Source organism: Leucobacter sp. OLIS6, assembly GCF_002752355.1.
GTDB lineage: Bacteria > Actinomycetota > Actinomycetes > Actinomycetales > Microbacteriaceae > Leucobacter.
In genome coordinates this window covers 178,734-203,197 of the sequence record NZ_MRAV01000008.1, presented here as the reverse complement: position 1 = coordinate 203,197, position 24,464 = coordinate 178,734, and the positions used below count along the sequence as shown (strand labels likewise).

General features: G+C 71.5%; 20 protein-coding genes and 1 pseudogene. 8 read left to right on the top strand and 13 right to left on the bottom strand.

Going from position 1 to position 24,464, the window contains the following annotated elements; genetic code table 11:
* Positions 1-64: 64 nt before the first annotated feature.
* Positions 65-631, top strand: coding sequence for a serine O-acetyltransferase EpsC (epsC, locus tag BMH31_RS04215; RefSeq protein WP_099724304.1), 567 nt, complete (start codon positions 65-67; stop codon positions 629-631).
* A 77-nt stretch (positions 632-708) separates the two neighbouring features.
* On the opposite strand, the gene BMH31_RS04210 is transcribed toward epsC, so the two are convergent.
* A complete protein-coding gene (locus tag BMH31_RS04210; RefSeq protein WP_099724305.1) occupies positions 709-2,100 on the bottom strand; it encodes an MFS transporter in 1,392 nt (463 codons plus the stop codon).
* Positions 2,101-2,181: 81 nt separating this feature from the next.
* Positions 2,182-2,721, bottom strand: a complete 540-nt coding sequence (locus BMH31_RS04205) for a GNAT family protein (protein ID WP_099724306.1) — start codon at positions 2,719-2,721, stop codon at positions 2,182-2,184.
* Between the two features lie 255 nt (positions 2,722-2,976).
* On the opposite strand from BMH31_RS04205, the gene BMH31_RS04200 reads away from it, so the two are divergent.
* The 7 genes from BMH31_RS04200 to BMH31_RS04170 all read left to right on the top strand — a co-directional run bounded on the left by BMH31_RS04200 (position 2,977) and on the right by BMH31_RS04170 (position 10,095).
* Positions 2,977-4,005: a hypothetical protein gene (locus BMH31_RS04200; protein ID WP_099724307.1), complete on the top strand. Its 1,029-nt coding sequence runs from the start codon at positions 2,977-2,979 to the stop codon at positions 4,003-4,005.
* A gap of 93 nt (positions 4,006-4,098) precedes the next feature.
* The gene (locus BMH31_RS04195; RefSeq protein ID WP_099724308.1) at positions 4,099-5,646 is read left to right on the top strand and encodes an ABC transporter substrate-binding protein; all 1,548 of its coding nucleotides are present in this window, start codon (positions 4,099-4,101) and stop codon (positions 5,644-5,646) included.
* 78 nt (positions 5,647-5,724) lie between these two features.
* Positions 5,725-6,645, top strand: coding sequence for an ABC transporter permease (locus tag BMH31_RS04190; RefSeq protein ID WP_099724309.1), 921 nt, complete (start codon positions 5,725-5,727; stop codon positions 6,643-6,645).
* Positions 6,642-7,526, top strand: coding sequence for an ABC transporter permease (locus BMH31_RS04185; protein ID WP_099724310.1), 885 nt, complete (start codon positions 6,642-6,644; stop codon positions 7,524-7,526). Before BMH31_RS04190 ends, BMH31_RS04185 begins: the two co-directional genes overlap by 4 nt.
* A 1-nt stretch (position 7,527) precedes the next feature.
* The gene (locus BMH31_RS04180) at positions 7,528-8,556 is read left to right on the top strand and encodes an ABC transporter ATP-binding protein (protein WP_099724311.1); all 1,029 of its coding nucleotides are present in this window, start codon (positions 7,528-7,530) and stop codon (positions 8,554-8,556) included.
* A complete protein-coding gene (locus BMH31_RS04175; RefSeq protein WP_099724312.1) occupies positions 8,553-9,332 on the top strand; it encodes an ATP-binding cassette domain-containing protein in 780 nt (259 codons plus the stop codon). The genes BMH31_RS04180 and BMH31_RS04175 overlap by 4 nt, the downstream gene beginning before the upstream one ends.
* 67 nt (positions 9,333-9,399) lie before the next feature.
* Entirely contained in the window at positions 9,400-10,095 is a 696-nt protein-coding gene (locus tag BMH31_RS04170) for a GntR family transcriptional regulator (protein ID WP_099724313.1), read from the top strand.
* Between the two features lie 91 nt (positions 10,096-10,186).
* Here BMH31_RS04170 and prfA read toward each other — a convergent pair whose 3' ends face one another.
* The 11 genes and pseudogenes from prfA to BMH31_RS04115 form a co-directional block, all read right to left on the bottom strand.
* The gene (gene prfA, locus BMH31_RS04165; protein ID WP_099724314.1) at positions 10,187-11,260 is read right to left on the bottom strand and encodes a peptide chain release factor 1; all 1,074 of its coding nucleotides are present in this window, start codon (positions 11,258-11,260) and stop codon (positions 10,187-10,189) included.
* Positions 11,261-11,262: 2 nt separating this feature from the next.
* Positions 11,263-13,236, bottom strand: a complete 1,974-nt coding sequence (rho, locus tag BMH31_RS04160; protein WP_241898124.1) for a transcription termination factor Rho — start codon at positions 13,234-13,236, stop codon at positions 11,263-11,265.
* A gap of 154 nt (positions 13,237-13,390) precedes the next feature.
* The gene (gene thrB, locus BMH31_RS04155) at positions 13,391-14,341 is read right to left on the bottom strand and encodes a homoserine kinase (protein WP_099724316.1); all 951 of its coding nucleotides are present in this window, start codon (positions 14,339-14,341) and stop codon (positions 13,391-13,393) included.
* Positions 14,341-15,648 (bottom strand): homoserine dehydrogenase, encoded by a 1,308-nt coding sequence (locus BMH31_RS04150; RefSeq protein WP_099724317.1) that lies wholly within the window; start codon positions 15,646-15,648, stop codon positions 14,341-14,343. Before BMH31_RS04150 ends, thrB begins: the two co-directional genes overlap by 1 nt.
* Positions 15,645-17,078 carry a diaminopimelate decarboxylase gene (gene lysA, locus BMH31_RS04145; protein ID WP_099724318.1) on the bottom strand — a complete coding sequence of 478 codons (1,434 nt, stop codon included), beginning with the start codon at positions 17,076-17,078 and terminating at the stop codon, positions 15,645-15,647. The genes BMH31_RS04150 and lysA overlap by 4 nt, the downstream gene beginning before the upstream one ends.
* 177 nt (positions 17,079-17,255) lie before the next feature.
* Positions 17,256-18,557, bottom strand: a pseudogene (locus tag BMH31_RS04140) (FAD-binding oxidoreductase); the annotation flags it as partial.
* Between the two features lie 22 nt (positions 18,558-18,579).
* Complete coding sequence (locus BMH31_RS04135) at positions 18,580-19,758, bottom strand: serine hydrolase (protein WP_158234947.1); 1,179 nt, start codon at positions 19,756-19,758, stop codon at positions 18,580-18,582.
* On the bottom strand, positions 19,751-20,695 hold the full coding sequence (locus BMH31_RS04130) for an LD-carboxypeptidase (protein ID WP_199068305.1): 945 nt from the start codon (positions 20,693-20,695) through the stop codon (positions 19,751-19,753). Before BMH31_RS04130 ends, BMH31_RS04135 begins: the two co-directional genes overlap by 8 nt.
* Positions 20,682-22,487: an ABC transporter ATP-binding protein gene (locus tag BMH31_RS04125; RefSeq protein WP_099724471.1), complete on the bottom strand. Its 1,806-nt coding sequence runs from the start codon at positions 22,485-22,487 to the stop codon at positions 20,682-20,684. The genes BMH31_RS04130 and BMH31_RS04125 overlap by 14 nt, the downstream gene beginning before the upstream one ends.
* Positions 22,487-23,404 carry an ABC transporter permease gene (locus BMH31_RS04120; protein ID WP_099724321.1) on the bottom strand — a complete coding sequence of 306 codons (918 nt, stop codon included), beginning with the start codon at positions 23,402-23,404 and terminating at the stop codon, positions 22,487-22,489. The genes BMH31_RS04125 and BMH31_RS04120 overlap by 1 nt, the downstream gene beginning before the upstream one ends.
* A complete protein-coding gene (locus BMH31_RS04115; RefSeq protein ID WP_099724322.1) occupies positions 23,401-24,462 on the bottom strand; it encodes an ABC transporter permease in 1,062 nt (353 codons plus the stop codon). The genes BMH31_RS04120 and BMH31_RS04115 overlap by 4 nt, the downstream gene beginning before the upstream one ends.
* Between the last annotated feature and the right edge of the window lie 2 nt (positions 24,463-24,464).

Here is a 24,464-nt window from a genome sequence, read left to right as displayed (position 1 = left end):
ACCGGCGGGTCGGCGGCTCCCCGGCACGGGGAATCGTCGGCCCGCCGATCGGGTTGCACCGAACATGGCACCCTTCTCACGCGTCCGCGAGGACATCGCCGCGGCGCGCGCGCACGACCCGGCCGCGCGCGGGCCGATCGAGGTGTTCCTCATCTATTCGGGCTTGCACGCGGTCTGGTGGCACCGCGCGGCGAACGCCCTGTGGCGGCGAGGATTCCGGTTCCTCCCCCGCGCGCTCTCGCAGTTCGCGCGATTCCTCACGGGCGTCGAGATCCATCCCGGGGCGACCATCGGCAGGCGCCTCTTCATCGACCACGGCATGGGCGTCGTGATCGGCGAGACCGCCGTCGTCGGCGATGACGTCCACCTCTACCACGGGGTCACTCTCGGCGGCACCGGTCACGACCGCGGCAAGCGGCACCCGACGATCGGCGACCGCGTGGTCGTCGGCGCCGGAGCCCAGGTGCTCGGCGACATCGAGATCGCCCACGACAGCGCGGTCGGCGCGAACGCCGTCGTCGTGCGCTCGGCCGGCCCCTGGACCACGCTCACCGGGATCCCCGCCACCGGTCGTCCGCGCCGCGGGGCGCCGCTCGAGGTGCCCGACGAGGCCGACTTCTACGTGATCTGAGGGTTGCGGCGGCACGCGGTCGCCGCTGCGGGTCAGCGTCGGCGCGACACAGGCCGGGCCTCAGCGCCGAACCTGCCTCAGCGCAGCCGCCGCCCCTGCTCGTCCATCCAGCGCTTCGTCTTGCGGTACTCGATTCCCATGAACACGAGCCCGAGCACCCAGAACGGCAGCTGCACCGCGAAGGCTACCCGGAACGCGTCCAGCGAGTAGTTCTCGGGCGAACCCGCGCCCTGGACGTCGAGCACGAGGCCGATCAGCAGGATCACGAGCAGCGTGGCGGTGAAACCGGCGGTGTTGACGAGTCCGGTTCCGAACCCCGAGAAGCTGCGCGGGGTGTGGGACCGCCCCACCTCGAACGAGATCATCGACGCGGGTCCGCCGATCGGCATCACGACCATCAGCAGCACGAGCAGCCAGGTCGGCGGGGTCCCTGGCCAGAGCAGCACCGCGATCCAGACGAGGGCGATCGCGACCGTGATGCTCGCGGCGATGCCGACGCGGCGTTCGAGGAAGCGCGAGGTCACCGGACCGAGCAGGAACCCGGCCGCCATCGACGACAGGATCGTGAGGCTCAGCAGACCCGCGGCGGTGCCCGGTGAGAGTCCGACGCCGCCGACCAGGAACGGCGTGCCCCAGAGCAGGATGAAGGTGTTCGACGCGAACGGCGACGTGAAGTGCACCCAGTACGCGAGCCGCACGCCGGGCAGCCGCAGCAGCCGGCGGGCGCGCTGCCAGAACCCGAGACCCCGGCGGACCCGGCCCTGCGGCATCTCGATGAGCCCCGTCGCGGGCGGCGCGATCTCGACGGATGAAGCGCTGCCCTGCGGCCGGTAGGCGGCGGAACGGCGCGTGATCCCGCCGGTGCGCCCGATCATCCGTTCGAACGCGGTGCCCGTGCCCGGACTGTCGCGCAGCACGAGCGCCGCGAGCAGCGTCACCAGGAAGCCGACCGCGGCGACGGAGAGGAACCCGGAGGCCCAGCCGAAGCCTGACACCATGAGGGCGAGCGGCGTCACCGAGACGAGCTGGCCCGCCTGGCCGACGAGACCGGTGAGCTGGCTGACCGTCGGCAGCTGGCGCGCCGGGAACCACTCTGGCAGCATCCGCATGACGCTGATGAAGCTGCAGGCGTCGCCCGCGCCCACCAGGACGCGCGCGAGGATCGCGAGCCCGACGTCCGGCACGGTCGCCATGGTCACCTGGCCCACGATCATCAGCGCGCCGCCGATCAGGATCATGGTCGTCGCACCCACGCGGTCGAGCAGGATCCCGACGGGGATCTGCAGGCCTGCGTAGACGATCAGCTGGATCACGGGGAACGCCGACAGCGTGGTCGCGTCGATGCCGAAGTGATCCTGCGCAGCAGGGCCGAGGGCCGCGAGCGAGGACCGATTGATGATCGCGACCGCGTAGGAGAGCGCTGCGACCGTCCACACCGCCCAGGGAAGCAGGGAACGGGCACGAGTCATGGGCGCAATGCTACTCCTGCCCGAGGGACGCTCCGGGCGTGTCCCGATCCGTCCCGGGCGGCCGCGGGCACGGTCCCTCCGCTACGCGCGCGGCGGCAGCGGCGGCCCGTCGGGGAAGTCGCTGCGGGTCAGATCCATGAAGAGCGCGGCCTCGAGGTGGCCGCCGGGACGCACCTGGTAGTCGCGCAGCACGCCGATGCGCTGGAAGCCGAGGCGTTCGTAGCTGCGGATCGCGCCCTCGTTGTTGATGTTGGGGTCGAGCGTGATCCGGGTGATGCCGTCCGCGAACTCCGCGCGGATCGCGAGGGCGAGGGCCTCTTCGCCGATGCGGCGGCCGCGGAACTGGGTCCCGATGAAGATGTGGATCACCGTGGTCGGATACTCGGGATCCTCGCCGCGCAGCACGTACATGGCGCCGGCGCACTCCCCCTCGACCTCGATGATGCGCGCTGTTCCGGGAGCCTCGACGAACTCCTCGCGCACGCGCTCGAGCGAGTAGCCGACCCACCACTCCGAGACCTCGGGCTGCTGCAGGATCGCGAGCAGCGGTTCGGCGTCGGCCGCGCGCGGGAGGCGGAGGGTGACGAGGGGGCCTACGAGGGGCAGTGCGGCATCGGACATGGATCCAGAGTATCGGGCGTCGCATCGCGATGCAGTCGCTCTCGAGAGCCCAAGGGCCGCCTCAGGCATGCCATTTCGACGAACCCCGAAGCCAATACGTCACAGGAGAAAGGAATCGAAGAACGGTTGCGAGGCCTTCAACGGCAGTGCCATACTACATATGGCATACCAAACAGACTGCACCGACGCGGTACTCCGAAGGGCCCTGACGGGACGAGGATCGCCGGCCGGGCACCCGACACCGGAGGACAGACCTTGACCCGCAGCATTCCCGGCACCGGCGATGGCACGATCTTCGTCGTCACCGAGAGCCACTCCGACCGGATCGCGTTCGTCGATCTGGCCACCGAGGCCGACCCGGTGCAGACCGAGACCGTCGTCGGCGCGGCCCCCTGGGCCATCGCCGTCCACGAACCCTCGCATCGCGCCTACGTCACGACCGCCGAAGGCCTCGCCGTCGTCGATCTCCGCTCCCGCGAACGGATCGCCCTCGTCCCCTACCTCGACCAGCCGACCGAGATCGCGACCGGCGAGTACCGCCCGGGCGGCACCGGCGTCGTCGTGCTCCCCGACGGATCAGCGGTCTACGCCGGCGTCCACCGCGACGGGCGCACCTCGACCGTCGAGCGCTTCGACACCGCGGCGGGCGCGTTCACCGACTCCTTCGAGGTCGGGCTGCGCCCCTTCGATGTGCAGCTCTCGCCGAGCGGCCACGAGGTCTACACGATCGACCACGACTCGTTCACGCTGCACACCATCACCGTGCCCGGCCACGAAGTCATCCGCACCGAGGTCGCTCCGTTCGGCACGGAGGGCGGCCTCATGTCGCACTACAAGCCGCACTACGCCGCCGTCGCAGAGGACGGAACCCTGTATCTCCCCTACCAGGGCAAAGGTCTCGTCACCTACTCGCCGGAGACCCGGAGCTACACGACCGCCCCGATGACGGGCGACTCGCACCAGCACGGCGTCGGGCTCACCGCCGACGGCCGTCTGCTCGTCGTCGGCGTCGGCCCGATCGGCGGTGCCACCCTCGGCCCGAGCCTCACCATCCGCGACCTCGCTTCCGGCGCCGAGGTCCTCGTCCCGCTCGAGAAGGGGCACGAGAACCCTGTCGAATGGCTCGGCTCCCCCGACGGGCGTCCCAAGGCCGTCCTCACCGGCGGATCGACGAGCCGCGGCCCCTGGGACGGGATCGCGGTCATCGATCTCGAGACGCACGAGCGCACCGAGATCCCGGTTCCGGGCCTCCCGCAGATGGGCGTCTTCATCTCGGCGGCCTGAGCCGCCCCGCCGAACAGCTCCACCAGTCCCCCCTCCACCCACCCCGAGCGCGCGGAACGGACCGCGCGCCGCACGAGAGGAACCACCCCCACCATGTCAACGAAGACACGACAGCTCAGGCGCCTCCTCGGCGCGGGAGCGGCGTTCGCCATCAGCGCGGCGCTGCTCACCGGCTGCATGGGCAATGCCGCGAAGACCGAGAGCGGCGGCGCCGCGGCGTCCGGCGGCGCGGCAACCCTCGCGATGCCGACGGAACCCGGCAACATCGACCCGATCATGATGCGCTCGCTCTCGGCGTGGAACATGTACTACGCCGTGTTCGACGGCCTCACCCGGATCGCTTCCGACGGGTCGATCACGCCCGGCCTCGCGGAGTCCTGGTCCTCGGACGACAGCAAGAAGGTCTGGGAGTTCAAGATCCGCAACGGGGTCAAGTTCCACGACGGTACCGACCTCACGGTGTCCGACATCGTCTACACCTACGAGAAGATCCTCGCCAGCGAGACCTCGACCAACCGCGTCGCCATCGCGATGATCGACTCGGTCGAGGCCGTCGGCGACGACACCGTCAAGTTCACCCTCAAGAATCCCTTCAGCGCCTGGCTGAACCAGGTCGCCACGATCGGGATCGTGCCCGAGGCCGACTACGAGAAGAAGGGGGCGAAATTCGCCGACGCCCCCGTCGGCACCGGCCCCTTCCAGTTCGTCGCGTGGAACCACGGCGTCGACTACCAGGTGAAGCGGTTCGATGGTTACTGGGGCGACAAGGCGAAGCTCGACACCGTGACCTTCTCCTTCGTCGGAGCCGCCGACGCCCGGACCACCGGCGTGGAGTCCGGCACCCTCGACGCCGCCCTCATCCCGGCCAGCCAGGTGCCCGTGCTCAAGGGGGCGAGCGATGCGCAGGTCATCGATGCCCGCTCGAACAAGGTCGCCCTGGTCGGAGTCAACACGACCGCCGGAGCGCTGAAGAACGAGAAGCTCCGCCAGGCGCTCCCGCTCGCGATCGACCGCTCGAAGATCATCGAGCAGCTGCTCGAGGGCTACGGCACCCCGACGGGACAGCCCGTCGCGAAGGGAGTCACGGGCCACGTCGACGGGTACCCGACCCCGAAATTCGACCCGGCGGCAGCGAAGCAGCTCATCGCCGAGTCCGGCTACGCAGGCGAACCGATCACCTTCCAGTACGCGAGCTCGGGCGGCGACCCGACCGACCCGGACGTCGCGCAGGCGATCGCGGGCAACCTCAAGGACGTCGGCCTCAACATCAAACTGGTCGGCTCGGAGCAGCAGAGTCTCAGCCTGACGATCGCGAACCATCAGATCACGGGCCTGTACCTGAACTTCTGGTCCCCCTCGAGCATGGACGGAGACGTGGTCGTGAGCCAGCTGCTCGCGGGCGGACCCGAGGACTACGCGCGCAGCCCCGAGATGGCGAAGCTCTACACCGCTCAGCAGGCGGCCGGCGACAAGGATCGCGACCAGGTGTTCACGCAGATCTGGGAGTGGAACACCGAGCACGTCTCGAGCATCCCCCTCTGGGAGATCAAGAACGCCTACGCCTCGTCCAAGGCGCTGAAGTGGACTCCCGCGGTCGACGGGATCTACCGAGCGGCCGAGATCTCGCGAGCCGACGGCTGAGCCGGTGGTGGGGCCGCGCGGACGCGCGGCCCCACCACCCTTCCCTTCCACCCCCACCGCTTCAGACGGAAAGCGCCCATGGCCACATATCTCCTCCGCAGAATCCTGCAGGCGGTCGCGACCCTCTTCATCGCGGTCACCATCGCGTTCCTGCTCGGCCGCGCGACGGGCAAGCCCGCGGCCCTCATCCTCACCGAGGGCGCGACCGAGCAGCAGATCCACGATCTCAACGGAAAGCTCGGGTTCAACGACCCGATCGGCGTCCAGTACCTGAACTACCTCGGCGGCCTGCTCCGCGGCGACTTCGGAGTCTCCTACAAGAATCCCGGACAGTCCGCCATCGAGATCATCGCCGAGCGCCTCCCCGCGACCATGACCCTCGCCATCACCTCGTTCGCGATCGGTCTCGTCCTGGCCGTGGCCGCCGCGGCGCTGATCCACATCCGCGGCAGCCGCACGCTGCGCGCGCTCTTCGTCTGGAGCGGATCGCTCCGCCAGTCGGTCCCGGACTTCTTCTTCGGCGTGCTGCTCGTGCTCCTGTTCTCGGTCGCGCTGGGCTGGCTCCCGAGCCTCGGCTACAGCGGCACCCCGTCGCTCGTGCTCCCGGTCGCCACGATCGCCACCGCCCAGTTCGTGCTCTACGTGCGCCTCCTCGATGCCGCGCTGAGCGAGCAGACGACGGCGGAGTACGTGCGCACCGCCTATGCCCGAGGCAAGAGCCACACCGCGGTGGTGCTCACCGAGATGCTCCCCAACGCCTTCCTCCCGATTCTGACCGTCGCGGGCCTCAATCTCGCAGGTCTGCTCGGCGGCACCATCATCGTGGAGCAGGTATTCGCCTGGCCCGGTGTCGGAAGCGCACTCATCGGCGCCGTCGGGCAGCGCGACTTCGCGGTGGTCCAGGCCGGACTCCTCGTCGTCTCGCTCATCTTCGTCGTCGTCAACGTCGCGGTCGACATCCTCTACTCGCTCATCGACCCCAGGGTGAAGCTCTCATGACACACACCGTGACCCTCGCACAGGTGGACCCCGTAGCACCGCGACGCCGCCGGAGCCGCGGGAGCGGCCGGACGCTCTCCGCGATCGGCGGCGGCATCGTCGTCGCGACGGTGATCGCCGTCGTCGCCGCACATTTCTGGCCGGGGTTCGATCCCTACACGCAGAACCTCGACGCCGTGCGCCTCTCGCCGTTCGCCGATCCCGGGCACCCGCTCGGCACCGACGCGGTCGGCCGCGATCTGCTCAGCCGGCTCGCCGCGGGCGGGACCACGACGCTCTGGATCACCCTCGCGATCGTGCTGCTGAACATGCTGGTCGGCACGGTGCTCGGGCTGCTGGCCGGGTTCTTCGGCGGCTGGCTCGACAGCGCGATCGCGCTCGTGACCGATGTCAGCCTCGCCCTCCCGGCCGTGCTGCTGCTCATCGCGCTCTCCGCGATCTTCGGGCCGAGCGCGCTGCTCATGATCCTGGTGCTCGGGCTGACCCACTGGATGAGCTTCGCCCGGCTCGCGCGGGCCACGGCACTGTCGCTCCGGCACCGGGACTTCGTCGTCGCACCGCAGATGCTCGGCGCATCGGCCGGACGGGTGATCCGCACGCACATCCTGCCGCACGTCGTGCCGCAGATGTTCATCCTCGCGGTCACGAGCATCGGCACGGTGATCATCCTGCAGGCGGGGCTCGACTATCTCGGCCTCGGCATCCAGCCGCCGGACCCGACCTGGGGCGGCCTCGTCCTCGAGGGCCAGAAGTACCTGCGCCTCTCCCCCTGGCAGACGATCATCCCCGGCCTCGCCATCTTCCTGGTGGTGGGCGGCACCCAGTTCTTCAGCCAGCGCTACACCGCAGAGAACACCCAGCCCCTCCGGAAGGTGCGTTGACATGCACGAGCACATCCCGCTGCTGCAGGTTCAGAACCTCGTCATCACGACCACGGGGCCCGACGGCGAGACCGTCCGCCTCATCGACGACGTCTCGTTCACCGTCGAAGAGGGCGAGGTCCTCGGCATCGTCGGCGAGTCCGGATCGGGCAAGAGCCTGACCGTCCTCGCCGTCATGGGCCTGCTCCCCGTCGGGCTCGAGATCGCGCAGGGATCGATCCGCTGGCGCGGACGCGACCTCATCGGCCTGCGCGACCGCGAGATGCGACGAATGCGCGGTCGCGACTTCGGCATGGTCTTCCAGGACCCGATGACCGCGCTCAATCCGCTGCGCCGAGTCGGACCCCAGCTCGCCGAGGCGCTGCGTCTGCACCAGGACATCTCCCGGTCCGACGCGCGGGAACGCGTGCACGAGCTGCTGCGCACGGTCGGGGTCCCCGAACCCGAGAAGCGCGCCAGAGCCTATCCGCACGAATGGTCGGGCGGCATGCGGCAGCGCGCCGTCATCGCCATGGCCATGGCGAACGGCCCGGCGCTGCTGATCGCCGACGAGCCCACCACCGCTCTCGACGTCACGGTGCAGGCGCAGGTCATGCGCACACTGGCGCAGGCCCGCGAGGAACTCTCCTCGGCCCTGATCCTCATCACCCACGACCTCGCGCTCGCCGCGCAGAACGCCTCGCGCATGATCATCATGTACTCGGGCCGGATCGTGGAGACCGGGACCACGCGCGAGATCTTCCTCCGCCCCACCCACCCCTACACGCAGGGGCTGCTGCGGAGCCTCATCTCGGAGGGCGACGAGCGCGCCTACGCGATCCCGGGTAACCCGCCCTCACCGAGACTCCGCCCCGCCGGATGCCCGTTCGCGCCGCGCTGCGAGATCGCGCGCGGCCGCGATGTCTGCACCGACGCGCGACCGATGCTCGAACTCAGACCGAGCGGATCGCGTTCCGCCTGCCACTTCGCCGACGAGCTCGCGCCGAGCGGTGCCCCGGGCACTCCGGCCGGAGAGGACGCAGCACGATGACCGAACCGTTGATCGAGGTCGAGGACCTCGAGATCACCTACGGCCGACCCGGCGCAGTGCGCCGCGGCAGGGGCGTGCAGGCGGTGCGCGGTGTGAGCCTGCGCCTCGTCGCCGGCCGGACGCTCGGACTCGTCGGGGAGTCCGGCTGCGGCAAGTCGACCCTCATCCGATCCTTCTTCGGGCTCAGCCCGATCGTGGGCGGCAGCATCCGCGCCTTCGGCGAGGACATCACCCGCCTGCCCGCGCGGAAGCGGCGGCAGCTCGGCGGTCGCATGCAGATGGTCTTCCAGGACCCCTACTCGGCGCTCGACCCGCGCATGACCGTGCACGAGATCGTCGCCGAGCCGCTCCGGATCACCGGCCGCTACGTCCGCTCCGAGGTCGACGAGCTCCTCGACCGGGTCGGCGTGAGCGCCGAGATGGCCGCGCGCAAGCCCGGCGAGTTCTCGGGCGGACAGCGCCAGCGGGTCGGCATCGCCCGGGCGCTCGCTCTCGAGCCCGAGGTGCTCGTGCTCGACGAGCCCGTCTCGGCGCTCGACGTCTCGATCCAGGCGCAGATCCTGAACCTGCTCGACGACCTGCAGCGCGAGCTCGACCTCGCCTACCTCTTCGTTTCGCACGACCTCTCGGTGGTGCGGCACGTCGCGGACGACGTGGTCGTGATGAACGCCGGCCGCTTCGTCGAGGAGGGAACCATCGACGAGGTGTTCGACGCCCCGAAGCACCCGTATACGCAGACCCTCCTGGCGTCGATCCCCCGGGTCGACATCCGCTAGGCCGAATCTCAAGCCCGCCGGACGACGCGATCGTTCCGCAGCGTCCGGCGGGCTACGCTTGGACTCCATGAAGCAGGAACACAGCTCCGCAGCCCCCACGGGAGCGGCGACGCCGGACGACGCGAGCACCCGGCACCACCAGGTCGCCGCAGTGCTCAGGGAGCGCATCCTGCAGGGCGACTTCGTGCCGGGTCAGCGTCTCGTCGAACGCACCCTCGCAGCCGAGCTCGGGGTCTCGCGGATCCCCGTCCGTGACGCGCTGAACATCCTGCGCGGCGAGGGGTTCGTGTCGGCATTCCCCAATCGCGGGATGGTCGTCACTCCCCTCACCCAGCAGGACGTCGAGGAGCTCTTCGAGGTGCGGACCGCGCTCGAGGTGCTCGCCGCACGACGCGCCACCGAGCGCGCGACGCCGGAGGAGCTGAACGGCCTGGCCCGGGCGATCGCCGACTCGGAGGACGCGGCGGCCCGTTCGGACGCACAGGCGGTCGGACGCTGCAACCAGAGCTTCCACGACCTGCTCACCGCGAGCGCGCACAACTCGCTGCTGACCTCGCTCATGGAGCCGCTCGAGGGCCGGCTCCACTGGCTCCTCCGGCAGAACGACGACCCGCAGCCGCTGCACACCGAGCACGTCGCCCTGCTCGAGGCGATCCGCAGCGGCGACCCCGACCTCGCCGCCGAGCGGGCCCTCGCTCACGTGCGGACCAGCCGCCGGATCTGGCTGGAGACCGAGGCCCGCAAGAGCGTCGCGCAGGCCTGAGGGAGCGCACGAACGCGAGAACCCCGCGCAACGGATCGCCTCGGCGATGCACTGCGCGGGGTTTTCTCGTTCGCGTGATCCTCCGCGGGAGCTACTGGCCGAGATCGGCCAGTCGGCTCTCCTCGTCCATGCGGATGCAGGACTCGATGACCGCGTCGAGCGCGCCGTTCATGACGGCGTCGAGGTTGTAGGCCTTGAACCCCGTGCGGTGATCCGCGATGCGGTTCTCCGGGAAGTTGTAGGTCCGGATCCGCTCGGAGCGATCCATGGTGCGGATCTGGCTCGAGCGGTGCGCGCTGGCCTCCGCAGCGGCCTCCTCCTGCTGCCGCGCGAGCAGGCGCGCCCGCAGCACGCGCATGGCCGCCTCGCGGTTCTGCAGCTGCGACTTCTCGTTCTGCATGGCGACCACGATGCCGGTCGGCAGGTGCGTGATGCGCACGGCGGAGTCGGTCGTGTTCACCGACTGGCCGCCGGGGCCGCTCGAACGATAGACGTCGATCTTGAGGTCGTTCTGGTTGATCGCGACCTCTTCGGGCTCGTCCACCTCGGGGTACACGAGCACGCCCGTGGTCGAGGTGTGGATGCGTCCCTGCGACTCCGTGACGGGAACGCGCTGCACCCGGTGCACCCCGCCCTCGTACTTGAGGTGCGCCCAGACGCCCTGGGACGGATCGCTGGCGTTCGACTTGATCGCGACCTGCACGTTCTTGTAGCCGCCGAGGTCGCTCTCGTCCTTCTCGAGGATCTCGGTCTTCCAGCCCTTCGATTCCGCGAAGTGCATGTACATGCGCAGCAGATCGGCTCCGAACAGGGCCGACTCGGCCCCGCCCTCGCCGCCCTTGATCTCGAGGATCACGTCGCGGGCGTCGTCGGGATCGCGCGGGATCAGCAGTCGACGGACCTTCTCCTGGGACTCGGCCAGGTGCTCCTCGAGCGCCGGGATCTCCTCGGCGAACGCGTCGTCCTCCTTCGCGAGCTCCCGAGCCGCCTCGAGGTCCTCTCCGGCCTGGACCCACTGCTCGTGCGCTGCCTTGATCTTGCTCAGCTCGGCGTAGCGCCGGTTGACCTTCTTGGCGCGTGCGGGGTCGGCGTGCAGTTCGGGATCGGCGAGCTGCTCCTGCAGATCGGCGTGCTCGACGAGCAGCCCCTCGACCTGTTCGAACATGCTCAGGACAGCCCCTGCGACTTCTGCATGAGCAGCAGGAACTCGGCGTTCGACGAGGTCTCGCCCAGCTTCCGCAGCACGCTCTCGAGCGCCTGCTCGCGACCGGTGTCGCCGAGCGCGCGACGCAGCTTCCAGGTGGCCTGGAGCTCGTCGACGCCCAGCAGCACCTCTTCGCGGTGGGTCGACGACGCGTTCAGGTCGACCGCCGGGAAGATCCGCTTGTCGGCGAGCTCGCGCACGAGGCGCAGCTCCATGTTGGCCGCGCCGGCGAACTCCTCGAGGACGACCTCGTCGGCCTTCGCACCGGTCTCCACGAGCGCGGTCGCGATGATGGTCAGCGAGCCGCCGTTCTCGATGTTGCGTGCGGCACCGAAGAACTTCTTCGCCGGTGCGAGCGCGGCCGCGTCCAGCACGCCGCCGAACGAGCGGCCCGAGGCGGGCGAGGCCGCGCCGTAGGCCCGTCCGAGGCGGGTCAGCGAGTCGAGCAGCACGACGACGTCGTGGCCGAGCTCGACGAGGCGCTTCGCGCGCTCGATCGCGAGCTCGGCGACCGTGGTGTGGTCCTCCGCCGGGCGGTCGAAGGTCGAGGCGATGACCTCGCCGTTGACCGAGCGCTGCAGTTCGGTGACCTCTTCGGGACGCTCGTCGACGAGCACGACCATGAGGTGGGCCTCGGGCGCGTTCTTCGAGATCGCATCGGCGATCTGCTGCAGCACGACCGTCTTGCCCGACTTCGGCGGCGCGACGATGAGGCCGCGCTGGCCCTTGCCGATCGGCGCGACGAGGTCGATGACGCGCTGCGTCAGCTGTTCTGCGCCGGTCTCGAGCCGCAGGCGCTCCTGCGGCGGGAGCGGGGTCAGGTCGGCGAACTCGACGCGGTTCTCGTTCTCTTCGAGCGTGCGCCCGTTGACGGAGTCGATCTTGACGATCGCGTTGTACTTCTGGCGGCCGCCGCCCTCGCCGTCGCGCGGCTGGCGGATCGCACCGACGATCGCGTCGCCCTTGCGCAGGTGGTACTTCTTGACCTGGCCGAGCGAGACGTAGACGTCGCCGGTGCCGGGCAGGTAGCCGGTGGTGCGCACGAACGCGTAGTTGTCGAGCACGTCGAGCACGCCGGCGATCGGCAGCAGGACGTCGTCCTCGGTCAGCTCGGGCTCGAGGTCGTCGCCCTGGCCGCGACGCTTGCGCTCGCGCTGGCGGGTGCGGCTCGAACGGGCGTTGTTGTCGGTGCCCGCACCGTCGTTGCCGTTGCGGTTGCCGCCGCGTCCGTTGCCGCGACCGTTCGACTTCTCGGCGTCGTCGGAGGACTCGGTCTCGGCGTCGGCGCTCTGGGCGTCGTTCTTCGCCGCGTCGGCGTTCTGCTTGTTGCGGTTGCGACGGTTGCGGCTGCGGGTGCTTCCGCCCTCGCCCTCGCCGGTCTTGGCCTCGCCGGCGTCCGCCTGATCGTTCTTGGGAGCCTCGGCCTGAACGGGCTCGGCGACCTCGGCCGGCTTCGCTTCGGCGGCGGGCGCCTCGGCGGCGGGCGCCTCGGCCGGAGCCTCGGTGTCCGCGACCTTCTTGCGGCTGCGCGTGGCGCGCTTCTTCGGCGCCTCCTCGGCGGGAGCGGCCTCGGCGGCAGGAGCCTCGGCAGCCGGAGCCTCGGCGGCGGCAGCGGCCTTGGTGGTCCGGGTGCGACGGGTCTTGGCCGGTGCGGCCTCCGCGGCGGGCGCCTCGGCAGCGGCGGTCTCGGCGGCGGGCGCCTCGGCCGGAGCCTCGGTGTCCGCGACCTTCTTGCGGCTGCGCGTGGCGCGCTTCTTCGGCGCCTCCTCGGCGGGAGCGGCCTCGGCAGCGGGCGCCGCCTCGACGGGCGCCTCGACCGGAGCACCGGCCGCTGCGCTCACGCGCCGCGAGGTGCGGCGCCGTGCGGGTGCCGTCGCCTCAGCGGGCGCGGCGTCGGCTGCGGTCGCAGCCGTGGTCTCTTCGGAGTTCTGCTCCACGGGTTTTCCTTTCGGGAACGTGATGCGGGGGCCGCTGGGCGAGCCCAGTTCCTCCCGCGAAATACGCACGAGTGTGCGTCAAGGACACCGGACCGTGGTCTCGGTGGGGAAAACGATCCTCGGTTCGCGATGCGAACCTCGTAGTTCTGCGTGGCTATGCCGCCGCTGGAACCGCCGGGATCCCTTCAACTGTAGCACCCTTGATATCGACGGCCAGGAGCAGCCGCCGCCATTCGGGTCCGTGCTGCGCGGCGAGCTCGGCCGCGGCGAGGCGCTCGGCGGGGCCGGGCGAGAGCACGAGGATCGAGGGGCCGGCGCCCGAGACGACCGCCGCGTGCCCCGCCGCGCGCAGGGCGCGGATCAGGTCGCGGGTCTGCGGCATGGCCTCGCCGCGGTAGTCCTGGTGCAGGCGATCCTCGGTCGCTGCGAAGAGCAGCTCGGGGCTCTGCGTGAGCGCCGCGACGAGCAGCGCCGAACGCGACACGTTGAACACGGCGTCGGCGTAGGGCACCTCCTTCGGCTGCAGGCTGCGGGCGAGCTCCGTCGACATGGTGAAGGTGGGCACGAGCACGAGCGGGGCGACGCCCCGGTGCACGAGCAGCCGCTTGAAACGCGGACCCTCGTCGGTGGTCCAGGCGATGGTCAGGCCGCCGAAGAGCGCGGGGGCGACGTTGTCGGGGTGCCCCTCGAGCTCGGTCGCGAAGGCGAGCAGCTCGTCCTCGCTCAGTTCGACGGGCGACTCCGGATCGCTCGCGAGCAGTCCCGCGGCGATCATGACGCCGGCGACGATCGCCGAGCCCGATGAACCCATGCCCCGCCCGTGCGGGATCCGGTTGTGCGCGACGATGTCGAGGCCCGGCAGCTCGCGACCGAGGCGCGAGTAGACATGGGCGGCCGAACGGGCGACCAGGTTGGATGCGTCGGTCGGGACCTCGCCCTCCCCCACGCCCGAGACGGCGACGCGGATCGCGCCGTCGGGGCGGGTCGTCGCGGTCAGCTCGTCGCCGTGCGCCAGCGCGAGCCCGAGCGTGTCGAAGCCGGGGCCGAGATTGGCGCTCGTGGCGGGGACGCGCACGCGGACGGCGCGCGGAGCAGCAGCGGTCATCAGTTTCCCTCGAGTCGGAGCACGCTCGTCACGGCCGTCACCACGTCGCTGTCGCGGAGCGCGTCGACGGTCGCCGCGAGATCCGCCTCGCGCGCCGTGTGCGTGCCGATCACCAGGGTAGCCGTGCCCGCGGCGTCCTCGGGCACGGACTGCTCGACGCTCGCCGCCGAGACGCCGTGATCGGCGAGGATCCCTGCGATCGCGGCGAGCACGCCGGGCTCGTCGCGCACGTCGAGCATGACCTGGTAGCGCGTACGCACCTCGCCGACGGACAGGATCGGCAGATCGGCGTGCGCCGATCCCGGGATGCCGGGGCCGCCGACCACGTGCCGGCGCGCGGCCGAGACGAGGTCGCCGAGCACGGCGGACGCGGTCTCGACGCCACCGGCGCCCGCACCGTAGAACATGAGCTCGCCCGCCGCTTCGGCCTCGACGAATACGGCGTTCTTGCCGCCGTGCACGGCCGCGAGGGGGTGGTCGCGGTCGATCAGCGCCGGGTAGACCCGGGCCGAGACGCCCTGGGTCCCATCGGTCGCGGTGACCCGCTCGGCGATCGCGAGGAGCTTGATGACGGCGCCCGCGTTGCGGGCCGCCTGGATCTGCTCGGAGGTGATCGAGGTGATGCCCTCGCGGTGCACCGCGTCGACCGGAACCTCGGTGTGGAATGCGATGCTCGCGAGGATGGTCGCCTTCTGCGCCGCGTCGTAGCCCTCGACGTCCAGGGTCGGATCGGCCTCGAGGTAGCCGAGCTCGCTCGCCACGCGCATCGCGTCCTCGGCGCTGTCGCCGAAGCGATCCATGCGGTCGAGGATGTAGTTCGTGGAGCCGTTGACGATGCCGAGGACCCGCGTGATGTGATCGCCGGCGAGACTCTCGCGCAGCGGGCGGATGATCGGGATCGCGCCGGCGACGGCGGCCTCGTAGGAGAGCTGCGCGCCGACCTGTTCGGCGGCGTCCGCCAGCTCGGGGCCGTGCGCCGCGATGAGCGCCTTGTTCGCCGTGACCACGTCGGCCCCGGCCTCGAGCGCCTGCAGGATCAGCGTGCGCGCGGGCTCGACGCCGCCCATGAGCTCGACCACCACGTCGGCGCCGAGCACGAGCTGCTCCGCGTCCGTGGTGAAGAGCTCCTGCGGCAGCTCGACGTCGCGCTTGGCATCGAGGCTGCGCACGGCGATGCCGGCGAGCTGCAGGCGTGCCCCGACCCGAGCGGCGAGCTCGTCGCCCTGTTCGAGGATCAGCCTGGCCACCTGCGCCCCGACCGAGCCGCAGCCCAGCAGTGCGACGCGGAGATCGCGGTATCCGTTCACTTGCTTCCTCCGTTCGGGAGCGGCTCGAACACGCTTCGCGCGAGCAGCTCGTCCTCCGTCTCGCCGCGCACGATCGTGCGGGCATCGCCTTCGCGCACCGCGACCACGGGTGGCCTGGGCACGTAGTTGTAGTTGCTCGACAGCGACCAGCAGTAGGCGCCGGTCGCGGCGACCGCGAGCAGGTCGCCCGGGGCCACATCGCCCGGCAGCAGGTCGCGCTGCACGACGATGTCGCCGGACTCGCAGTGCTTGCCCACGACGCGCACGAGCGCGGCCCCCGCCTCGCTCCGCCGATTGGCGAGGCGCACGTGGTAGTCGGCGCCGTAGAGCGCGGGCCTCGCGTTGTCGCTCATGCCGCCGTCGACGCTGACGTAGAGCCGCTCGGCGTGCCCGAGATCGGCCGGATCCGCGTCGGCGTCGCTGCCGCGCAGAGAAACCGGCTTGGTCGTGCCGACCGTGTAGAGCGTCACGCCGGCCTGACCGATCACACTGCGCCCGGGCTCGAACGCGACCCTGGGGATCGGGATCCCCGCCTCGGCGCAGCTCGCGGCGACGATGTCGGCGAGCTCGCGCGCGATCGCCGCGACCTCGGGCTCCTCCTCGGCCTGGGCCGGGGTGTAGGCGATGCCGAAGCCACCGCCGAGGTTCAGCTCGGGCACGGGGGCGCCGAGCACCTCGGCCAGCGCACCGTAGACGCCGACGAGGCGGCGGGCCGATTCGCGGAACCCGTCGGTGGCGAAGATCTGGGATCCGATGTGGCAGTGCAGTCCGGCGAAGTCGAGGGCCGGTTCAGCCGCGATGAGGGCGACGACCTCGACCGCGCGATCGAGCGGCAGCCCGAACTTCTGGTCCTCGTGCGAGGTCGCGAGGAAATCGTGGGTGGAGGCGTGCACGCCGCTGTTGACGCGCAGGCGGACCCGCTGGCGGATCCCGGCCTCGGTCGCCGCGGCGGAGACCCGGGCGATCTCCTGCACCGAGTCGAGGATCAGCGTGCCGACGCCGGCCGCGACCGCGCGCGCGATCTCGTGTTCCGACTTGTTGTTGCCGTGGAACCCGATGCGCGCGGGGTCGACTCCGGCCGCGAGCGCGACGGCGAGCTCGCCGCCGCTGGCGACGTCGATGTTGAGGCCCTCTTCGCTCATCCAGCGGGCGACCTCGACGCAGAGGAACGCCTTGCCCGCGTAGTAGACGGTGGCCTCGGTGCCGATCCGGGCGAACTCGCGCTGCAGCGCCCCTCGGATCTCGCGCGCTCGGGCGCGGGCGGCGTCCTCGTCCACCACGTAGAGCGGCGAGCCGAAGCGCTCAACGAGCTCGGTGGCGCGGATGCCGCCGAGCTTGAGCTGGCCGCACTCGCTGCCGCGCCGGGCGGCGGGCGGGAACACGCGCTGGTCGATGGCGTTCAGGTCGTCCGATCGCATCGCATCGGTCATCGTTCGCTCCTGGGGGTGGATCTGGATGGTGCTCGTCGGCGCTCGCTCACCAGCGTCTTCTGGTGGTGGCGAGCGGACCCGGATTGGCCCCTGAAGCCGTGCGAACGGAGAGCATCTCTCAGAACGAACTCGTCCAGCCTAGCGGGCCGCGCCGGGGTGTGGCGGCATGTGACGCGATCAGCGTCGAACGCGGAACGGCGCGAGGTCGAGGGGCGCACCGTCCGCGGTCGGCTCGCGTCCGGCCACGAGGTCGGCGACGACCTCGCCCGTGACCGGACCGAGCGAGAGCCCGTGCATGTTGTGCCCCGCGGCCACGATGACCTCGGGCCGGTCGGGCACCGCGCCGAGCAGCGGCATGCCGTCCGCGGTCATGGGTCTGGCCCCGACCCATTCGTCGGTCCGGTGCTCCCAGTCGGCGCCCGCGATCAGGCCGCGGGCGGCTCGCGTGAGCACGTCCAGGCGGTCGCGGTGCAACCGTTCCGGATGCCCGTCGAACTCCATCATGCCGACGATGCGGAGCCGGTCGTGCATGGGGATCGCGACGCAGTGCCGGTCGATCGAGTGCACGAGCGTCGCGGGCATCCGTGCGACCGGCACGGTGTAGCTGTAGCCCTTGCCCGAGACGATGCTCGCCGACCGGATCCCGGATCGGCGCAGGATCGGCGTGGTCCAGGCGCCCGCTGCGATCACGACCCGGTCGCCCGAGACGCGGGTCTCGGTGCCCTCGCGGTCGACGCAGACGATCTCGGCGCCGTCGCCGAGCCGGCGGGCCTCGAGCCCGGACCGGACCTCGGCACCGGCCTCGATCACGTGCGCGGCGAGGCTCGCCACGAAGGTCACCGGATCGAGCGAGAACTCCTCGGGCAGCAGGAACCCCGCTTCGGTGCCGGGCGCGAGAGCCGGCTCCCGCTCGCGCAGCGCTCCACCCCGCAGGATCGGACCGGGTGCGACGCCCCAGCCGCGCTCGGCGCGGATGCGGTACTTCCCGTGCGCCGCGATCAGTTCGCCGCCGTCCGCGCAGGTCATGAGGTATCCGCTGCCGCCGCCCGAGAGATCGACGCCGTCCGCGCCGAGCCGGTGCAGCGAGGGCAGGATCGCCCGCGAGAACTGCGCGAGCGCCTCGGCGCCCCGCGCGGCGCGCTTCCGCCCGGACGCGCGGAGGAACCCCAGCCCGAACCCCGCGAGCGCGGGCAGCCTGGGGATCGCGATCGACAGATAGGAGGATCGGGTCAGCACCCCGGCGACGACGTCTCGGGCGGTGTTCGGCGAGGCCAGGGGCGCGACCTGCTGCGGGGTCAGCTCCCCCGCGTTGCCCGTGGCCGCGCCGGCTCCCAGGCGGTCGCGTTCGACGATGGTCACCCGATGCCCGTCGCGGAGCAGTGCGTGCGCCGTGCAGAGGCCGATCAGGCCCCCGCCGACGACCACCGCGTGCTGGGTCTGCTGCATGTTTCTCGTGTTCTCCGTTTCGTGTGCGATGTCGTGTCGGTGGGCGGCGCCCGGATCAGCGACCGCTGCCGAGCAGGGTTCCGGCGTCCCGCGATGCGCGGAGGATGCGGTGCTCCACCGCGGATCCGACCGCGCGGATGGTCTCGAGCGCCGCCGAGGTCTCGAGACCCGCGGTGCAGACGGCCAGCACGCTCGGGCGCTGCTGGCCACGGTGCCGGAACCAGGCGACGTCGTGCCGGATCCCGGTCACCCAGCCGCTCTTCGATCCCCAGTCGTCGCACTCGTCCAGCCCGTCGGCGATGACCGGGAAGCGCTGCCGCGCGAGGTGCGCCGCCAGGAGGGCGGCGGACTCCGCCGACAGTGCATCGCCCGCGACGATCGCCCGCATCACTGCGGCGAGGTCCGACGCGCTCGCCTCGTGGGTCTCCCCGGCATCGCGGGCGGCGTAGTCGCCGATGAGCCGGGTCATGCGGGCGGTGCGGGCGCCCGTCACGGCGAACGCCTCGGCCACCGCGGGGAGCCCGAGCCGTCGGACCAGCAGGTTGGTCCCCTCGTTCGACGAGACCTCGATCATGCGGGCGAGGCATTCGCCCAGGGTGACCGGAGCGCCGTCGGCCGGGAACCCGGCATCGATTTCATCGGGGGTGAACCCGAAGTCCCCCGCTCCGGGGATCGCGCTCGGGAACCGGTGCCGGCTCACGACGGTCTCGGAGAGGTCCAGCTCGCCGCGATCCGCCGCGAGCAGCGCCGCCACGGCGACGCCGAGCTTGATCGTGCTCGCCGCGTAGCGGACGAGCTCGGGACCGCGCTCGGCGAGGATCCCGCCGTCGGCGTCCAGCGCGCGGAAGGTGACCGCGGGTTCGCCCGGTTCGGCGCCGACCGGCGATCCGAACAGCGCATCCGAGATCGCCCGCGCGGCCTCGACGGCGTCCGCGGCCGAGAACGCGCGGGCGATCACCGCAAGCCGGAGCTCCTGACCATCGACGACGGCGCGGGATGCGTGGAAGCGCACCCCGCCGTCGCCCCCGTCGCTCGGCTCGGCCCCGCTTCCGAGTCCCGAGGCCAACGCCCGAGCGGTGAGCGTCTCGCCCGGTCTCCCCCGGGCTCCGCCGTCGAAGGGGTGATCGACGCCGCGCCCGAACGCCCGGCCGTCGGCCCCGATGCCGCACCAGCTCAGCACCGGCACCCCGTCCGAGTAGGGTCCGTGCACGCCGGAGTCCGGCCGCTCACTCAACAACGTCGATCCTCGGGTTCGCGCCCTCGGCGACGAGTCGCCCCCGCAGGCCGAGCGGCACGCAGTCCACTCCGAAGCCGTGCCCGAACGGCAGCCCCCAGAGCAGCGGGATCCCGAGCGGCGCGAGCATCTCCTCCGCGATCGCTCGGATCTCGGGCAGCGGCCCGCACTTCACCCAGGTGCCGAGCGCGATCCCACGGGCGCCTTCGAAGTACCCGGAGCGCAGGAGCGTGAGCAGGAACCCGTCGATCCGGTAGGGATCCTCGGTGACGTCCTCGAGCAGCACGATCCGCCCGTCGGCACGCACCCGGTCGGCGGGGTGCGCCCCGGCGGTCATGACGAGCAGGCTGAGATTGCCGCCCGCGAGCCGCCCCTCGGCGGTGCCCGGAACGATGGGATCCGCGCCCGGAGCGGTCAGCACGCGGCCCCGGGTCGGGGTGAACAGCGCCCGCTTCAGCGCGGCGACGTTGCCAGGATCGTCCATCAGGTCGCCGGTCGCGAGCATCGGGGCGAACAGGGTCGGCGTGCCGATCTCGTGCTCCCAGTACTCGTGCAGCGCGGTGATGTCGGAGGACCCGATCAGCAGCTTGGGCCGCGCCGCACGCAGTTCCTCGGGGTCGAGCAGGTCGAGCACGCGCGCGGCGCCGTAGCCGCCGCGCATGCAGAACACGGCGGCGAGCGAGTCGTCGGTCCACGCCCGGCGCAGGTCCTCGGCCCGGTCGCGGTCCTCGCCCGCGAGATAGCTGCCCGCGCGCGGGTGCTTATCGAGGGCGTGCTCGCCGACGACGGGCACGAGGCCCCAGCTCTCGAGCAGGGCCACGGCCTCGCGCAGGCGCCGCTTGGGCACCGCGCTCGAGGGCGAGACGAGCCCGACCCGGTCTCCCGGACGCAGCGGTTCGAGCGGTGCGGCCGTCTCAGCGGTCTCAGCGGTCTGCACGTGCGGTCTCCTTCGGTCGTTCGGTGTCGGCGGGTTCGGTGTCGGCCGGTGCGGTGCCGACCCGGTCCGGATCCGGGTCCTCGGTCTCGCGCAGCTGCCGGGACGGCACCACCGAGAGCAGCCGACGCGTGTACTCGTGCTGCGGATCGAGCAGCACCTGCTCGACGGTGCCGTGCTCGACGATCTCGCCGCGGTACATGACCGCGACGCGGTCGGCGATGTTCCAGGCCAGGCCGAGGTCGTGCGTGATCACCAGTGCGCCCAGTCCCAGCTCGCAGCGCAGCCGGAGCATGAGCGCGAGCACGCCCGCCCGCACCGAGGCGTCGAGGCTCGCGACCGGTTCGTCGGCGACCAGGAATTCCGGGCCGAGCGCGAGGGCGCCGGCGATCACGACGCGCTGCCGCTGGCCGCCCGAGAGCTCCTGCGGGATCGCTTCGAGGTACCGCTCGGGAGGAGTGAGCTCCGCGTCCGCCAGCGCGCGGGCGACGAGCTCCCGCTCGTCTCCCGGCATGCGGTGCAACCGGGGCCCTTCGGCGACCGCTTCGTAGACCGTCTGCTTGGGGTTCAGCGCGGCCGACGGATCCTGCAGCACGAACTGCACCCGCCTGCGGTACTCCTTCAGATCGCGGCGACGGGTCGGCAGCGGATCACCTCGATAGAGCAGCTCGCCCGAGCTGGGGTGCTGCAGCCCGAGCACGGTGCGGGCGAGCGTGGTCTTGCCCGAACCCGACTGGCCGACGAGGGCGATGATCTCGCCCGGGCGGCAAGTGAGGTCGACGTCCCGCACCGCGGTGTGGGCCCGCGCGCCGCGACCGAACACCACGTTCAGCCCGCGGGCCGCGATCACGGCGTCCTCGAGCGGCAGCACGCGGGTCGGCGTCGCCAAGGCACCGCTGGGCTGCGGTCGGGGACGGGATCCGGGGCCGCCGGGCCCGGGCGCGTCCGGCGCGGTGAAGCCGGGCAGGGAGAGCCGCGACGACCAGTCGCCGATGGTGGGGAACGCGGCGGCGAGCGCCCGCGTGTGCGGGTGCCGGGGATTCGCCATCACCTCGGCCGAGGGCCCCTCCTCCACGATCTCGCCGTGCTGCATCACCGCGATGCGTTCGCAGGTCGACGCGAGCACCGAGAGGTCGTGGCTGATCATGAGGAGCGAGAGCCCGCGCTCGCGCACCATGCGGCGCAGCAGCTGCAGGATCTGGTCCTGCACGATCACGTCGAGCGCCGTCGTGGGCTCGTCGGCGATGACGATCTCGGGTTCGCAGGCGAGCGCCATCGCGATCATGACGCGCTGCTTCTGCCCGCCCGAGAGCTCGTGCGGGTACGACGCGGCCTTCGCCGCGGACAGGTCCACCTGGCCGAGCAGCTCGGCGACGCGAGCGCGCCGGCGGTCGGCGTCGCGGTACGCGGCGCGGTCGCCGCTCGCGTGCAACCGCAGCGCCTCGCCGATCTGGTCGCCGACGCGCTGCACGGGGTTGAGCGAGTGCATCGCTCCCTGGAACACGATCGCCGCCTCGGTCCAGCGCACCGCGCGCAGTCGGCCCCAGCGCATGTCGGCGACGGACTCGTCGCCGATCAGGATGCGCCCCTCGATGCGGGCGTTGGCCGGCAGCAGGCGCAGGACGCTCATGGCGAGCGTCGACTTGCCGCAGCCGGACTCCCCGGCGAGGCCGACGGTGGATCCGGGCTCGAGCACGAGGCTCACGCCGCGCACGGCCTCCACCGTGCCGCGACCGCCGCGGTCGTCGTGGGTCGTGTAGCTGATCCGGACGTCTTCGAATACGAGCTGGGGCATCATCGACCTCGCAGGGTGGGATTGATCACGGACTCGAACGCGCGGCCGACCAGTGTGAAGGCGAGCACCACGACGGCGATCGCGATGCCGGGCGGCAGCACGTACCACCAGTAGCCGCCGGTCGCGGCCCCGGTGTCGAGCGAGAGCTTGAGCATGGAGCCCCACGAGATCGTGCTGGGATCGCCGAGACCCAGGAACGACAGCGTCGACTCCGAGATGATCGCCGAACCGACCGTGAGGGTCGTGTTCGCGAGCACGAGCGGCAGCACGGCGGGCAGCACGTGCCGGCGGAGCACGTGCCCGTCGCCGGCGCCGAGCGCCCAGGCCCGCTCGATGTAGCCGCGCGACTCGACGGTGAGGGTCTGCGCGCGCACGAGCCGGGAGGTGGCCGCCCACGAGGTGACGCCGATCGCGACGATGATCGTGACGACGCCCGGCCCGAGCACGCTCGACAGCACGATCGCGAGCACGAGCGAGGGCACGACCAGGAAGAAGTCGATCACGCGCATGAGGACCGCCTGGGTCGCGCCGCCGAAGTGCCCGGCGGCCATGCCCATCGCCGTGCCGATGACCATCGAGACGAGGGTCGCAGCGAAGCCGACGAGGAGCGAGGCGCGAGCGCCCCAGACGAGCAGGGCGAGCACGCTGCGGCCGAGCGGGTCGGTGCCGAGCGGCAGCGCCCAGGTGGGCGGCTGGTTCGGCGCGGTCGAGATCCGGGTGACGTCGAGCGTCTCGGCGGGGAACAGCAGCGGTGCCGCGAGCGCGAACGCGATCACGACGATCAGGACGACGAGCCCGAAGAGGCCTGAGCGCTGGGCGCGGAACTCGCGCCAGACCTCGGCGGCGCGGGCGCGCCTGCGGGATGCGGCGACGCCGCGGGCGGTGAGCGGCGTGGAGAGCCGTGGTGATGCGGTCATGCGGTGCGCAGCCTCGGGTCGAGCGACCGGTACAGCAGGTCGGCGATGAAGTTCATCAGGATGACGATCGCGGAGAAGACCACGAAGGTGCCCTGCAGAACGGGGAAGTCCGGCGCGCGGAGCGCCTGGAAGGTCAGGTATCCGAGGCCGGGCCACGAGTAGACGGCCTCGACCGTCACCGCGCCGCCGATCAGCCCGCCGAGCGCGAGGAAGATGAGGGTCACGGTCGGCAGCAGGGCGTTCGGCACCGCGTGGCGCCGGCGCACCCCGTCCTCGTTGAGCCCCTTGGCCCGGGCGGTCACGAGGTAGTCCGAGGTCATCTCCTCGAGCAGCGAGGTGCGCATCACCAGCAGGTACTGCGCGTAGACCACCGCGGCGAGCGTGAGCACGGGGAGCACCATGTGGTGCGCGACGTCGAGCACCAGTGCGAGGCCCGTCGCGCCGGATCCGACCGAGACCATGCCGCCCGTCGGGAACCAGTGCAGCGTACCCGCGAAGACGAGCAGCAGCAGGAGCCCGAGCCAGAAGGTCGGCACCGACCAGAGGGTCAGCGCGGTGCCCGTCTGCGCCCGGTCGAAGAACGAGCCGCGCCGCCAGGCGGCGCGCTGCCCGAGCCACAGCCCGAGCAGCACCGAGATCGCGAACGCGGTACCGGTGAGCAGCAGCGTCGGCAGCAGACGCTCCCCGATGAGCTCGGAGACGGGCTGGTTGTAGGTGTACGAGTATCCGAGGTCCCCCCGGAAGAGGTCGGTCAGGTAGCGCCAGAACTGCGCCATGAGCGGCTGGTCGAGTCCCATCTCGATGCGCATCGCATCGAGCTGTTCGGGGCTGACCCGGCGGCCGCGAGCGAGCGAGCGGACGGGATCGCCGGGCAGGATCCGGAACGCGAAGAAGCCGAGCACCACGACCATCACGAGCGAGACCAGGGCTCCCCCGGCCTTCATCGCGGCGAAGCGCAGCCAGCTGCCGCCGCGGTGCGGCTCATCGATGTCCGGCGCGGGCGCGGGTTCCCCGGCGGGGCCCGTGCGGGCCCCGCCGGTCAGGACGACGTCGGTCATGG

Bases quoted from the DNA above. Each gene is read 5' to 3' on its own strand.
- BMH31_RS04120 (WP_099724321.1), bottom strand. From the start codon at position 23,404: ATGACCGCATCACCACGGCTCTCCACGCCGCTCACCGCCCGCGGCGTC.
- BMH31_RS04210 (WP_099724305.1), bottom strand. From the start codon at position 2,100: ATGACTCGTGCCCGTTCCCTGCTTCCCTGGGCGGTGTGGACGGTCGCA.
- epsC (WP_099724304.1), top strand. From the start codon at position 65: ATGGCACCCTTCTCACGCGTCCGCGAGGACATCGCCGCGGCGCGCGCG.
- prfA (WP_099724314.1), bottom strand. From the start codon at position 11,260: ATGTTCGAACAGGTCGAGGGGCTGCTCGTCGAGCACGCCGATCTGCAG.
- BMH31_RS04205 (WP_099724306.1), bottom strand. From the start codon at position 2,721: ATGTCCGATGCCGCACTGCCCCTCGTAGGCCCCCTCGTCACCCTCCGC.
- BMH31_RS04185 (WP_099724310.1), top strand. From the start codon at position 6,642: ATGACACACACCGTGACCCTCGCACAGGTGGACCCCGTAGCACCGCGA.
- BMH31_RS04175 (WP_099724312.1), top strand. From the start codon at position 8,553: ATGACCGAACCGTTGATCGAGGTCGAGGACCTCGAGATCACCTACGGC.
- BMH31_RS04115 (WP_099724322.1), bottom strand. From the start codon at position 24,462: ATGACCGACGTCGTCCTGACCGGCGGGGCCCGCACGGGCCCCGCCGGG.
- BMH31_RS04195 (WP_099724308.1), top strand. From the start codon at position 4,099: ATGTCAACGAAGACACGACAGCTCAGGCGCCTCCTCGGCGCGGGAGCG.
- BMH31_RS04180 (WP_099724311.1), top strand. From the start codon at position 7,528: ATGCACGAGCACATCCCGCTGCTGCAGGTTCAGAACCTCGTCATCACG.
- BMH31_RS04190 (WP_099724309.1), top strand. From the start codon at position 5,725: ATGGCCACATATCTCCTCCGCAGAATCCTGCAGGCGGTCGCGACCCTC.
- lysA (WP_099724318.1), bottom strand. From the start codon at position 17,078: ATGACCGATGCGATGCGATCGGACGACCTGAACGCCATCGACCAGCGC.
- thrB (WP_099724316.1), bottom strand. From the start codon at position 14,341: ATGACCGCTGCTGCTCCGCGCGCCGTCCGCGTGCGCGTCCCCGCCACG.
- BMH31_RS04170 (WP_099724313.1), top strand. From the start codon at position 9,400: ATGAAGCAGGAACACAGCTCCGCAGCCCCCACGGGAGCGGCGACGCCG.
- BMH31_RS04125 (WP_099724471.1), bottom strand. From the start codon at position 22,487: ATGCCCCAGCTCGTATTCGAAGACGTCCGGATCAGCTACACGACCCAC.